We start from the raw sequence: 14,112 nt of genomic DNA, 5'->3' as shown, positions 1-14,112 counted from the left end.
TTTTAACTAATTTCAGCAAACTTTAAGAATTCCCCGGTCATGACAAAAATCACCCTGCTATTGGCTTTGCTTATGCTTCATACTGTCCTGACGGGACAAATCAAGATCAACGAAATGGTATCGGCCAATTACACGGGAGTAATGGACGAAGATCAGGAGACTCATGACTGGATAGAGCTTTACAACACGTCGGATGCTGAGGTTGCAGTTGATGGATATTTCCTGACTGACAATCGCGAGAAACCCGACAAATGGCAACTGCCGGCAATGCGCATGGCCGGCAAATCATTTTTATTAGTGATGGCCAGCGGGAAAAACCGAACAGCGCTTCCGCTCAATCGGGAGACAATTATTGACGGTGGAGACCATTGGCGTTACATCATCCCAACGACAAACATAGGAACCACCTGGCATCAGCCCGGTTTTGACGATTCTCAATGGCAGGAAGGAGCCAGTGGTTTTGGTTTTGACGATGGTGATGACGCTACGTTGTTGCCCCTTCAAACGGTGTCGGTGTTTATTCGGAAACGATTTGTGATCTCCGCAGCCGAGCAGGTGAAGCAACTGGTGCTGCACATCGATTATGACGATGGGTTTGTGGCCTACATCAACGGTATCGAAGTGGCTCGTGCCAATTTGGGCACCGTTGGCAGCACGGTGGCATACAACGCTATGGCCATCAATCATGAAGCATTGATGTATAATGGTGGCCAGCCCCAGCGGTTTATCATTGCCAATACGGCAGGGCTTCTCAGGGAAGGTGAGAATATCATCAGCATACATGGGCACAATGCATCGGCCTCGTCGAGCGACATGAGTCTTATACCCTTTTTGAGCATCGAAACCACCGCCCAAACCAGCAACCGGGTGCATGCTTATTACAACCTGTCAGCATCGTATTTACATACCAACTTCAAAATCGACAATTCGGGAGAATCCATTTATCTGGTTTCACCGGAGGGATCCATTGTTGATTCTATTGGAGCGATAGCGCTGGAGGGGGATATCTCGTATGGCCGTCAGCCCGACGGGAATGACCAATTTTTTTATTTCACATCGCCTACGCCGGCATCGAGCAATAATAGCCAGATGGGTACCACCTCGCTGGTGCTTAATAAAGTACAGTTTATGCCCATTGGTGGTTATTATCCGCAGGGCACAACCGTGAGCTTGTCATCGGAGAATGTGGACGATCAAATTTATTACACCACCGACGGCAGCACACCCACTGCGTCATCGACGAGTTACAAAGCACCTTTAAACATCAGCGGCGACAAGGTGGTGAGGGCACGCATCATCAACAGTGGCACCTTGCCGGGTCCCGTCACCACGCAGACATATATTGGTGGCATTGCACACCGGCTGCCCATTGTGAGTGTGACCACATCGCCCGAGAACTTGTGGGATGAGCAAACGGGGATATATGTAATGGGTTCCAATGCCTCAGCAGAAAATCCTTATTACGGAGCCAACTTTTGGCAGGATTGGGAAAAGCCTGGCAACGTGGAGATATACAATGCCAATCAACAACAGGTGCTGAATGCCGGTTGTGGCATCAAGATACATGGCGCCTGGACGCGTGCCTATGAACAAAAAACGCTGGCGCTTTATGCCCGTAATGCCTATGGCGACAAAGCATTTGATGCCAGATTGTTTAGTGATAAGCCCATCGATTCGTTTCAGTCATTGGTGTTACGCAACGGGGGCAACGATTTTTATTCCGCCCTGATGCGCGACGGAGTTATTAGTTGTGTGACGCGAGGCATGAACGTGGATCGGTTGGCCTTTCAACCTGCCGTCAATTATTTGAATGGACAATATTGGGGCATCCTCAACATTCGTGAAAAAATCAGCGAGCACTATTTGGCCGACAACCACGGGTTTGGCACTCGCGAAGTAAACCTGCTTACCAATAACACGGAGGTGGTGCAAGGTGATGCGACCAGTTACCGGGCGCTGTTATCGGCGGTGAACAATGCACTCAACACTTCGGCCAACTTTGCGGCTGTTGCCGACAAAATGGATCTGGACAACTACATTCAGTATCAGGTGAGCCAAATCTATTTCGATAACACTGACTGGCCGGGCAACAATATTAAATATTGGCGATTGAACAGTGAGAATAGCAAGTGGCGATGGATATTGTACGACAGTGACTTCGGCTTTGGGCTTTACGACCAGCAAGCGTATAGGCACAACACGCTGTCGTTTGCCATGGCGGTGACCAATGTCGATTGGCCTAATCCGTCGTGGTCGACGCTACTCTTTAGGCGATTGCTGACATCTACCGAATTCCGGAATCAGTTTGTCAATAGTTACTGCGACCGTCTTAACAGCACTTTTTTGCCGGCCAATGTCAATGCCAAAATCGATTCGCTCAAAGCGCTCTACGAGGGTGAAATACAACATCATTTGAAGCGATGGGATCGTGATTACAGTGGTTGGGCATGGGAGGTGAGCCGTCTGAAAAGTTTTGCCACGCAACGCCCCGCCCAGGCATGGAACCATTTGCAAACGACCTTCGCGCTAGGAACTCGTCATAATGTAAAAATCAGCATCAATAGCCCACACATGGGTGATGTGCGGTTGAACACCATTGTGGTGAGCGATGGATTTATCGGTTCATATTTTCAAAACATCCCGATTGTACTGACTGCACGACCCAAAGCGGGTTATCGATTTGTGCGATGGGAAGGATCGCGTGCCGATTCTACAAGTGTCATCACTCACAAAGTGCAAGGGGACGTGACATTAAAAGCCGTGTTTGCCCCAGCCTCCGAATTGGATGTGCACGTGGTCATTAACGAAATCAATTGCCAATCGGCGCCGGAGCGCGACACAGGCGACTGGGTGGAGTTACTTAACAATGGGACGGCAACTGTTGATTTAAGTGGCTGGACACTGAGCGACCAAGGTAAACAAGAAGCGTTTAGCTTGCCCGAGGGGACGCTGTTGTACCCTGGAGAATACCTGATGGTGTGCCACGATCGGAGGGCGTTTCGTAACCATTATCCAATGGTGAAATCATCGGTGGGTGACTTTGTGTTTGGGCTGGGGGGCGAAGGCGACAAGCTGTTTTTGTGCAACAAACAAGGGGTTACCATGGATGCATTGGAATATGGTACCACCTCACCATGGCCCGAAGTGGTGCCTGAGTCGGGTGCTACTCTTGAGCTGAAAAATCCGCGCCTCAACAATGTCCTTAGCAGCAGTTGGGTGCTCAATGTCAGTGGTGGGACGCCGGGCCGGGCAAATGTCGGTTTCATTGCCATCACAGACGATGATGTAGATGGCGACGAACCGCCCACCGAGATTAAGGAGACTCGCTTTAATTGTTTTCCAACGGTGTTTACGGATTTCACGACGCTGGAATTGCGCGTTGCAAAAACGACGCACTGTACCATTGATGTGCTCAACCTGAGCGGTCGGGTGATGTCACGAGTGATGGATCAAACCCTCGATAAGGACGTATATACCCTCGACTGGCCGCAAGGCAGGGATTTGAATGCCATTCCCAAAGGGGTGTATTTAGTGCGGTGCATCATGGGGGATCAAAAGGAGGTGATAAAGGTGGTGAAGACGGAGTAAATCGTTTTTTTTCCGGTAAGCACTTCTGTTCTCCAGGGGCAAAAGCCCGACTGTTTTTAGTCAAAAACCCGCCGCCTTTTAAAAAAAGCAGGCGGGCTTTTGATTAATCGACGGCCGTCGATTTAAAAATGACGGCCGTCGATTGGGGAAACTGTCAAGTGCAAAACTGAACAGGATGATTACCGCAGTTGTAAAAAGGCGCCTAGGGTTGTGAGCGATGTTGAGCAGGGTCGATTTCATTGCCTGATTTTGATGTTTAGCGAGTTGGCGCTAAGCCAAAGGTACAGCAAAAAAAGAGAGGAGGCGAGAATAATAAACCCCAAAGGTTTGAATAACCGTTGGGGTTTAAAGGGGATTTATCTTGAGTTTATCCTCAGCGAAGAATACGATGCTTGTATTGGTTCTCAAATTATTTTACCATCACCTTCTGCGTCACATTGCCTTCGGGCATCTCCACCCTAACCAGGTATAGACCGCAGCCGGGCAGCTCCAGGGTGTTGTGACCATACTCGGCGGGGGTTTGGGCAATGGTGCGACCTTGCAGGTCGGTGACGGTGACTTGTGCCACTCCCTGTAAATTGAGGTGCAGTGTGTTGTTGTTTGTAAAGATATCGGCTAATGCTTGCAGACGGTCATTCACGTCGTTGGCTGATGTGATGGTGGTGTAGGTGGTTTTCAAAACGTCTAAATCAGTGAAATAAGGAAAAGATGCATGAGTCATTTCGCACCGAACTGCCGAGGCTGGTATCTTCAGAAAAGTGGTCACCCCATTGGTGATCTGATAGTCGGTGCCCAAGGTTAAAACGCTACCGGTGTTGGTTTTCCACACATAGGAGGTCTGGATGCCGTTCACGTTGTATTGAGCAGACAGGTCAATGGGGGTTGCGGTGGTGATGGTTGTCGGCACGACAATGTCTTTTTGTGGGGCATAGACGTATTCACTCCAGGCGGATTGTTTGAGAGGGAGGGTCGAAAATGTCATGTTGTTGTTATTGCATCGAAGATAGGTTAGTCCTGAGCATGCCGAAACATCTAATGAGGTTATGTTGTTGCTCAGGCAGTAGAGGCTCCTCAATGCCGAGTTTTGGGTCAGAATTAGTGTCGAGATTTGGTTGGTTGAACAATCCAAATATTCCAGCAAGGGGCATGAGGTAATGGTAAGGGTTGTCAGTAGGTTGTTTTTGCAATATAAGTTTACCACTTTGGTACAAGTGCTTACATCCAACGTCAGTAGGTTGTTGAATGAGCAGGTAATGTCTTTTAGCTGTGTGCAATTGGTAATCAATAGTTGAGTGAGTTGGTTCGATGAACAGTTCAATTGCTCCAACTGTGTGCATTGGTTAACGTTGAGTTGGGTCAGGGCATTGTCGTTGCATCTGAGGTCTTTCAGTAATGGACAATGTGTCAGATCCAGGGAGGCAATTTGATTGTTGTTACAATAGAGTAAATCCATCAAGGGAGCTGAAGGCAGCTTTAGCACATGAATTTTTTGTGACTGGCATTCCAAATTATCGATGGTTCGTGCGTAAATTTTAATGACGGGGGTGTTCACCTGGAGTGTTTTGGTAATGGTCATCCCTGAAGTGCCAATGACGTAACTGGTGAGCGAGTTATCTCCAAAGTCAATAAATACAGGCGATGACTCGGTTTGTGTTATGACAATTTTGAGTTCTTCGTTAATCAGTTTTTTTGTGTGGATTTCTACCGACAGGGGCACAATGGTGGTCGAATTACTGACCAACGGGCTCGAGGCTTCAAAGTCTGGAAACGCCTCGTTGGTCATTGTGCACACCACCTTGTCTGTCGGTGCTTTGATAAATTGGGTCACCCCATTGTTGATGGTATAGTCAGTGCCGAGGGTTAAAGGGATGTTGTATTCCGTTTTCCATGCAAAAGTAGTCGTGTGTCCGCCAATGGTGGCCATGGCACTCAGGTCGATGGTTTGCCCGGTAGTCACATAATCGGCTAATAGTTGCGGAGTCTGGGGGGTGTACACGTAATCTTCCTGATAGGCAGGTAGCACAGCCGGGAGGGTAGCAAAGGAGAGTTGGTTGTTACTACAGTCGAGGGCGATGAGGGAGGGGCAATTGGAGACGTTCAATTGGGTGAGCTGATTTCCGCTGCAAATGAGTCCAATAATGCTAGTCCCGTATATTTCGATGGTTTTTGAGCTTACAATGGGGATGCTAATCGTCGTTCCATCCTGTTTAATGGGCGTGGGGGCATAGGTGGTCGTTCCCACACGGATGGATACTTCGGTGTCACTTTCCGGAATCAGTTCTATTTCGATGTTGCCCGATGACATGGCCGTGGTCATGGTAATAACAGGCAATTCTGCCCTCGTATTTTGTGCGGCCATTAATATCAGCAGGATTAGCAGTGGGAAATATTTTTTCATCTGTTTGTAATTTGATTTTTATCGGTTACATGGAACTCGCCAATAAGCATACTTCTGAGTGTCTAAGCTTTAAATGTGGCTCGTTTCATTCGACCGGGGAGTTGGTTCGGTTGTTGTGAATTGATGAAGGATTACTGTTTTGTTGCGTATCTATGGGTGTCTCTTTTATCACCTAGGATACGTTTGTGACAGTAAATGGGTTCGTTTTTAATGATATTGCTAAAATCTAATTGTGAGACAAAATTAATTTATTCTGTCAAACATCCGCTTTCGTAAGCCATTTTGGTGTTGCTTTTTTTGAGTAAAGGTGTTATCGTTGATGTGATTGCGCTCTTTTTGTTGATGGGAGGGCATTTGTGAAATTCTTATTGATGTGTTTTGAGGCCGAAAAGGAAGGTGATGCAGTACAAAAAATCAACGCCATATTCAAATTGTGCCCTGTTTTTTGCTATTTTCGCCCCCTCAAACCATTGAAACACAGAAAGCGTTAGTCGGATGGAATTGAAATTGCAAAAAACGCCCCAAGAGTGCGTCCGTAAAGAAGAAGTGCGTGACGAAATTGACCGCATCGACCGAACCATCATGGAGCTCTTTGCCCTCCGGTTCGAGTATGTGAAAGCCATCGTGCAGTTTAAGCACGACCACCATGCCATTGTGGCACAGGATCGCAAAGATCATGTGATCGATAAACGTGCCGAGTGGGCTCGTGAGCTTGGGCTCGACCCCCAAACCTTTGCCGACATGTATCGCCTGCTCATCGACTCAAATATTCAAAAGGAGTTGGCATTGCTCAATCAACTGAATTCTTAAATCTGTTGTTTCCGGTTGTTGGTTTTCGGTGGCAAATGAGTTGTTGACCCGAAACTTTAACCCGAAACTCATTAACATATCCTCAATGTATCGAAAAGAGATAAAAGTGCTCGACTGCACCGTGCGTGACGGTGGGTTGATGAACAATTGGCAGTTTAGCGACGATTTCGTGCGCAGTGTGTACAATGCTTGCGTCGAAGCGGGTGTCGACTACATGGAGATCGGCTACCTGAGTTCCGAAAAGGCTTTCGACCGAAACGTGGTGGGGCCCTGGAAATTCTGTAAAGATGAGGACTTGCGCCGCATCGTGGGAGATAACAACACTTCCCTCAAGCTCTCTGCCATGGCCGACATTGGCCGCATCGACCTCGAGGACATCCCCATGGCTTCCGAAAGCCTCCTCGACATGATTCGTGTGGCTTGCTACGTCCATCAGGTCGATAAGGCCATCGAGTTGGCTCACCACTGCATGGATAAGGGGTACGAAGTCTCCATCAACCTGATGGCTGTTTCTACCGTCAACGAGCGCGACCTAGACGAGGCGTTGGCCGATATCGCCAAGTCGCGTGTGCCCATTTTTTATGCGGTTGACAGTTACGGCAGCATGTACAACGAAACGGTACAACACCTGGTGCGCAAGTACAAAGCAGCTATGCCCGGCAAGGAGATTGGCATTCATGCCCACAACAACATGCAATTGGCCATGGCCAACACCATTACCGCCATTCAGGAAGGTTGTACTTATCTCGATGCAACACTCCTGGGCTTAGGACGTGGCGCCGGAAACTGTCATCTCGAAATTTTGGTGGCATTCCTCAAGAATCCTAAATATCGCCTTCTGCCTCTGTTGCAAACCATTCAGGATCATATTCATCCTCTGCAAAAGGATATCGACTGGGGCTATCACATCCCTTACCTGGTGACCGGTGCCCTCAACGAGCATCCCCGCAGTGCCATGAAATGGATGGATTCGGAACGCAAAAACGACTTCGTGGCTTTTATGAAGGAGATGCACGATTATCAGTGAGAAAAGTAGCTGAGTAGCAAAGCGGCAGAGTGGCAAATCGACGAAGTCGATTTGCAAAGCAACGAAAGTGCCTCATACTGTCTTGCGTCTTGATACTCAAATCTTGATACTTCAATAAATAAAGAGGTGTTGCCATGGCGGTGACACCTTTTTTAGTTAATGTTGTGCCTTCACCATCAAAACCTATCTATGTCATCCAATTCATCAGTCGCCTTGGTTCTCGAAGGGGGCGGCTTTCGGGGCATGTTCACCGCCGGCGTGCTCGAGGTATTGTTGCGCGAGCAGATATTTTTTCAAGAGGTTATTGGCGTGTCGGCCGGTGCGGCTTATGGCGTGTCGTACGTGTCGCGGCAGCCGGGGCGCAACCTGGTCGTGAACCGTTTTGTGAATCATCCTCAGTATTGCGGTTGGAAGCATCTGTTCAAACACGGCAGTTATTTCAACTGGGAGTTCATCTATCGTACCATCCCCACGCAATTGCTGCCGTTCGATTATCAGGCTTTTGCCCGTTCATCGTCCCGCATGACGGTGGTGGTGAGTAATATTGATACCGGACTGCCTGAATATCATCGCGTGACGGGCAGCAGTTTCGAAGAATTTCGCGACTGGCTCACGGCCACCTCGTCGCTTCCCATCATTTCGCCGCCCAAATGCATCGATGGGAGCAGATACATGGACGGAGGCCTGCTTGACTCCATCCCCGTGTCACAGGCTCTGGGTAATGGTCAAAGCCGCGCGGTGGTGGTGCTCACCCGTCCCAAGGGCTACCGCAAACGGCCGCCCCGCTTTCCGGCGCTGGTGCGCCGCTGTTGTCGCAATTATCCATTAGTGGCTGATATGCTCTTGAACCGTGCCCGGCGTTACAACCAAGCCGTAGATCAGCTTGAAGCCCTTGAGCAGGCCGGCACGGTGTTCGTCATCCGACCCACTTTTACCATGACTGTGTCGCGTCTCGATAACCACCCGCGACACCTCGAGGCATTGTATCATCAGGCCATGGAGCAGATGCAGAAGGAGTTGCCCAGGCTGAGGGAGTGGTTGGGGAATTGTTGAACCGTTTCGGTTATGGGATCTTTGTTTTGATGATGTGATTACTTCACCTCCACCACCACCCCCGAACCGATGATTTTTCCCTGAGTGGTGGCTTTGCCCTTCACGTAAGGCTTGGTGTCGAGGAACACGTGAATGTAGTAGAGCCCCTTCTTCTTGGTGGGGATGGAGATGTGTACGAATCCTTTGTCGTCGGGTTGAGGCAGCTCCCATGGAGCAATGTTGGCCGCCACGTTCGAGGTGTAGTCGGCATACGACGCAATGGCCGACACTTGCTTGGCGGTCATCTTCTTCGGGACGGCTTCGTAATAGGCCACCACACTGTAAAGGTGGTATCCTTTTTCAAGCGGCTTCACCGACAGGGTGATGTCGGTACCGGCCTTCACCGATGATTTCACCTCGCCAAACGCCAAATAGCGATTCAGGTACTCTTCGTAATAGCGAAACTCCTTGCCGTGCCAGGCCACCCCAATGCCCACGTGGGTGAACGTTTTGCCAATGCAGGTCTGTTTGTGGCCGTCGTTGGGCGCTTTTTCGTTCATAAAAGCCTGGTGCAGTTCGTACATTCCCTCCAGGATGTTCTCGTCGTCGGGCACAAAATCGGCCGACGAAGTGGTGGCCGCCGCATTCTCCACCACGTGATCCTGCCCGCCGGCAGAGGCATAACGGTGATAAGGACTCTCGCCGTTGAGGTTAAAATGACCACTGAACCCATTCTTCGCAGCATCGGCCGCCATTTTGTTGGCCATACGTGAAGCCAAAATGTCCAATTGTAAAGCCGGAGCCTTGTGTTTTTTTCGCGATGCGTTGATCACGGCCAAATGGCGCACCTTTAAAGCCAGTAGGTCGTTGTTGTCTTTATATTCTGCCAAGCGCTTTTCAGCATCGTTCTGTCGAATGTAATTCTCTAGTTCCTGTGATGGTTTTTGAGCAACCCCCGTGATTGTCACACATAATAGAACGATGAAAATGTATTGGAACAGGTGTTTCATGTTTAGCCCCCTATGTCCCCCGAGGTGGACTTATGTTAATTTCGTAATTTTGATTACTCAGTCAACTGTACTTTTGCACTCTTGTATTTTTGTACTCTCTTCCTTAGGCACTTTGCCACTTTCCTCCTCAGCCACTTTCTCACTTCTTCTTCAACTCATCCAACTCAATCCAATGCTTGCGTGAGGTGGAGCAGTCATATAGTTTGGTTTGGAATGTGAGTGCCATTTGGCGCGATTTCTCCAGTGTGTCGTCCAGCTCGCCGGTGTAAATGGTTAGGTAGCGCAACGCCGAGTCCTTAAAAATGAGGTTGATGTTGTAATTGTGCTGATAGCCGCCATCCTCCTGTGTAAAACCGGCTTGCGAGGGTTTGAATTTCAACTGCGAGAGCCGCATGCGAATGATGGCCACGTAATCGACTTGTGGAAGGGGGGTCCAGGTCCCAAAGTAGAACCAGGCCAGCTTTACGTATTTTCGCCATAGGCGTTTATCCATATCTATTTGTGTGCCGGAGCGCGCATAAATAGATATGAGCCCCAACACGATGACCAACAAACCACCCAGTCGGGCATACAGGTTTTCAACAAACATCACGGCACCCCCAATGAGCAACAGGAACATCGAGAATTTATTTCCTTGGCTTTTGCGTTGAAGTTCTATCATGGTGTTTGTGTTGTGAATGGTCGTTATTATTTGCGAACCGTACAAGGTTGCGTTTTTACATAAAACAGTGCTTTCATGCCTCTTAGTGACCCGTCGGAATCGTAAAGTGCCGATGCCACCAGGATGGATTGCACCTTTTTTTCAAACAGGTTACCATCGACATCGTACCACCACGTTTCGCGAAACTCCAGTTCGGCCACTTCGTCGCGGTTTAGTTCCCCCTCGTTTTCCTGCTGTTTTAAGTGATTGGCATCGATAGGGGCGTCGGTCAGATAGTTGTATGCAGTAGCTTTGCCTGAGTAAACCGCTTCAAAAATATCATCCACCAACTTTTTCCGGTTGAGTTTTTTGATTCGTTCCGATGCCCATTCATCCTCGGGGTTCAGGTTTTTGATGCGTACCGGGTAATAAATGGTGTCAGCCACCATTGCTTGGGGAGAAAGAGTCATGCGCCCTTCGACCGATGAAGGTTGGGTACAGGCTGTGATGATGCTTGAAACGATGATGGTGAGTGCCAGTCGTGTTTTGATGTGTATGTGATGAAGCATCTTATGAGATTTTATGGTCAAAATTATTCTTTACTCTCTCTTAAGGTTTGCACGTAATGCACTTCATGCGTTAAACGTCAGTCGCTTGCCTGTCTTATCGGCATATATGGTGCCGTTTTCCCATACGAGGTGTCCGTTGACAAAGGTGTGGGTAATCCGGTGGGTGAATGTTTCACCATCGAAGGGTGACCAACCGCACTTGTACAGGATGTTCTCATTAGATACGATCCAACTGCTTTTTTCGACCAACACCACATCTGCAAAGTATCCGGGACGGAGGTAGCCGCGTCTCTCCACCCGGAACAGGTCGGCGGGGGCGTGGCACATTTTTTCAACAATTTTCTCAACGGGGATAAGGCCTTTTTCGGCCAGTTTGAGCATGGCCACCAGTGAATGCTGCACCAATGGGCCGCCCGAGGGTGCTTTAAAATAGCTGTTTTGTTTCTCCTCAAGGGTATGGGGGGCATGGTCGGTAGCTACCACATCCAGCTTATTATTCAGCAGTCCGGCCAGCAGCCCTTCTTTGTCGGCGCGGGTCTTGATGGCGGGATTCCATTTGATGAAAGCACCTTTGCGGTCATAGTCACTGTCGTCGAACCACAGGTGGTGCACACATACTTCGCCGGTGATGCGTTTTTCGCTCAACAGGCGGGTGTTGTCGAGCAAACTCAGCTCTTTGGCGGTCGATAGGTGCAACAGGTGCAAACGCGCGTTGTGTTTCTCGGCCAGTTCTACTGCTTTCGACGAGGAGCGGTAACAGGCCTCTTCGCTGCGGATGAGGCCGTGCTTGGAAAAGGGCACATTGTCGCCATACTCGTCCTTGAAAATCTGAAGATTGCGTTGAATGGTCGCCTCATCCTCACAGTGCGTGGTGATGAGCATCGAAGTTTCGCTAAAGATGCGCGCCAAAACTTCATTTTTGTCTACCAGCATGTTTCCGGTCGATGAGCCCATGAAGACCTTGAGTCCACACACTTTTTTAGGATCCACTTTCAACAATTCATCCATGTTATCATTGGTCGCTCCCATGTAAAAGGAGTAGTTGGCCAATGACTTGGAGGCCGCAAGGTCATATTTGGCTTCCAGATTCTCAATGGTGGTGGTTTGCGGATTGGTGTTGGGCATCTCCATGTACGAGGTGATTCCTCCGGCCACGGCGGCACGCGATTCGCTGGCAATATCGCCTTTGTGTGTCAGTCCCGGCTCCCTAAAGTGCACCTGGTCGTCAATCACGCCGGGAAGCAGGTACTTACCTGTGGCGTCAACCACCGTGTCGGCATCGGGCAGGGGAGTCCCTTCCGGGATGATTTGTTGTATCGTATCTCCCTTTATCAAGAGGCTTCCTTTTATCTGTTGCCCTTCGTTCACCAGGGTGGCATGTTTTATCAGGATGGTGTGCATAAGTTGTGTCAATATGTTTGTTGATATAAACAATCAATCAGTCAAAGTGTTGTTGTGGTGATGGTCTTGCAATTCCTTTTTTTAGATGTCCTTGTGTTTGTTCATACTTCATACTTCTTAAAGAAGCTGAAGAATTTCATTTTCAATACACCCCACACGGCTTCGTTAAAGATTCCGCCGCTCATCTTAGAAGCCCCGTGTTTTCGGTCGGTGAACACAATGGGGACTTCTATAATTTTGAATCCGTATTTCCATGAGGTGAATTTCATTTCAATCTGAAAAGCGTATCCCTTCAGGCGTATCTTGTCCAGTTTGATGGTTTCGAGTACTTTGCGTCGGTAGCATTTGAAGCCGGCCGTGGTGTCCATGATTCTCATGCCGGTGACGGCACGCACATACACCGATGCGAAGTACGACATCAGCACGCGCCCCATAGGCCAGTTTACCACGTTCACCCCCGATTTGTAGCGTGATCCGATGGCCATGTCGGCGTTCTCGTTCACACAGGCATCGTGCAGGCTGATAAGGTCGGCGGGGTTGTGCGAGAAATCGGCATCCATTTCAAAAATGTAATCGTATCCCTTTTCAATGGCCCATTTAAAGCCGGTGATGTAGGCTGTGCCCAGACCCAGTTTGCCGGCACGTTCAACCATGTGTAACTGTTCGGGCCACTCGTTTTGCAGGTCTCTTACAATGTCGGCGGTGCCATCGGGCGAGTTGTCATCGATGATAAGGATGTGAAAAGCGCGGGGGAGAGCGAAAACGGCTTTAATAATGGCTTCGATGTTCTCTTTCTCTTTATAGGTAGGAATGATGACCAGGTTTTTTGTCATGTGAATCTGCTTGTTTGATAAGAATGTTTCGTGTTCGTGCGCGCATGGAGGTTATCCGCTGTTGATGCAAAAATAATAAGATTGTTCAATCATTGCTTTAAAAAGATTTCACACCCTGTTTTCAAAAAGTTGACTTCAGGATGTCTTGTTGGGGGATTTTTAGTTTATTAAATATGTTTATTGATTCCATATTTCCCTATTTGTAATTGGAAGTTTCTTCGACATCGCTTCGTCCCATCTTCGGGACCGCTTCGGGGTTTCTTCGACCGTTCTTCGACCCCGCTTCGATACGGCTTCGACTCTGAGTCGAAGAAGCCCCGAATAAGGTGCGAATTAGGTACGACACAGGTATGTTTTCGACGATGTTACTTTTTGTGTGTTGTTATCACGGAGTCAGAATAAACGCAAAGGCGCGAAGGCGCTGAGTTATTTTGTTACGCCATGCGTTTAAATAACAAAGCAGATAACTCAAAATTGTTATATAGTAGACACGGAGGCTCTTTGTCAAAATAAACGCTGAGGCGCGAAGGCGCTGAGTTATTTTGTTACGCCATGCGTTTAAATAACAAAGCAGATAACTCAAAATTGTTATATAGTAGATGTGGTGATTTTCCCGTCAAAAAGGGTGTGTTGTGGTTGGATTGATAAAACAAAAGGGGCGTTTGATAGAAAAAAGCCACACGAGAGAGCCTCATCATGACGCATGTTACTTCGCTCAAACCGCATCTCAGATGCCGGTTTCCCGTCGTTTCCGCCCATTGCCTGTACTTTATTCCATTTTCCTCTCTCTCGTAACCCCCACGT

General features: G+C 48.6%; 10 protein-coding genes. 4 read left to right on the top strand and 6 right to left on the bottom strand.

Going from position 1 to position 14,112, the window contains the following annotated elements:
* Positions 1-39: 39 nt before the first annotated feature.
* Positions 40-3,588 carry a CotH kinase family protein gene (locus tag LX69_RS14100; RefSeq protein WP_111446693.1) on the top strand — a complete coding sequence of 1,183 codons (3,549 nt, stop codon included), beginning with the start codon at positions 40-42 and terminating at the stop codon, positions 3,586-3,588.
* A 409-nt stretch (positions 3,589-3,997) separates the two neighbouring features.
* Here LX69_RS14100 and LX69_RS14095 read toward each other — a convergent pair whose 3' ends face one another.
* Positions 3,998-5,986, bottom strand: coding sequence for a T9SS type A sorting domain-containing protein (locus tag LX69_RS14095; protein ID WP_111446692.1), 1,989 nt, complete (start codon positions 5,984-5,986; stop codon positions 3,998-4,000).
* A gap of 495 nt (positions 5,987-6,481) precedes the next feature.
* Here LX69_RS14095 and LX69_RS14090 point away from each other — a divergent pair, with 495 nt between their 5' ends.
* The 3 genes from LX69_RS14090 to LX69_RS14080 all read left to right on the top strand — a co-directional run bounded on the left by LX69_RS14090 (position 6,482) and on the right by LX69_RS14080 (position 8,876).
* Positions 6,482-6,796, top strand: coding sequence for a chorismate mutase (locus tag LX69_RS14090; RefSeq protein WP_111446691.1), 315 nt, complete (start codon positions 6,482-6,484; stop codon positions 6,794-6,796).
* Positions 6,797-6,881: 85 nt separating this feature from the next.
* Positions 6,882-7,823, top strand: coding sequence for an aldolase catalytic domain-containing protein (locus LX69_RS14085; protein WP_111446690.1), 942 nt, complete (start codon positions 6,882-6,884; stop codon positions 7,821-7,823).
* Positions 7,824-8,012: 189 nt separating this feature from the next.
* Complete coding sequence (locus tag LX69_RS14080) at positions 8,013-8,876, top strand: patatin-like phospholipase family protein (RefSeq protein WP_170124409.1); 864 nt, start codon at positions 8,013-8,015, stop codon at positions 8,874-8,876.
* A 38-nt stretch (positions 8,877-8,914) separates the two neighbouring features.
* Here LX69_RS14080 and LX69_RS14075 read toward each other — a convergent pair whose 3' ends face one another.
* The 5 genes from LX69_RS14075 to LX69_RS14055 form a co-directional block, all read right to left on the bottom strand.
* Entirely contained in the window at positions 8,915-9,865 is a 951-nt protein-coding gene (locus LX69_RS14075) for a CAP domain-containing protein (RefSeq protein ID WP_111446688.1), read from the bottom strand.
* Positions 9,866-10,004: 139 nt separating this feature from the next.
* Entirely contained in the window at positions 10,005-10,526 is a 522-nt protein-coding gene (locus LX69_RS14070; RefSeq protein WP_146260752.1) for a hypothetical protein, read from the bottom strand.
* A 26-nt stretch (positions 10,527-10,552) separates the two neighbouring features.
* Positions 10,553-11,074: a hypothetical protein gene (locus LX69_RS14065; protein ID WP_111446686.1), complete on the bottom strand. Its 522-nt coding sequence runs from the start codon at positions 11,072-11,074 to the stop codon at positions 10,553-10,555.
* Positions 11,075-11,137: 63 nt separating this feature from the next.
* Positions 11,138-12,475 (bottom strand): dihydroorotase, encoded by a 1,338-nt coding sequence (locus LX69_RS14060; RefSeq protein ID WP_111446685.1) that lies wholly within the window; start codon positions 12,473-12,475, stop codon positions 11,138-11,140.
* 101 nt (positions 12,476-12,576) lie between these two features.
* Positions 12,577-13,308, bottom strand: coding sequence for a polyprenol monophosphomannose synthase (locus LX69_RS14055; protein WP_170124408.1), 732 nt, complete (start codon positions 13,306-13,308; stop codon positions 12,577-12,579).
* Between the last annotated feature and the right edge of the window lie 804 nt (positions 13,309-14,112).

Source organism: Breznakibacter xylanolyticus (assembly GCF_003254275.1).
Lineage (GTDB): Bacteria > Bacteroidota > Bacteroidia > Bacteroidales > Marinilabiliaceae > Breznakibacter > Breznakibacter xylanolyticus.
This window is presented reverse-complemented; position numbering and strand designations above follow the sequence as displayed.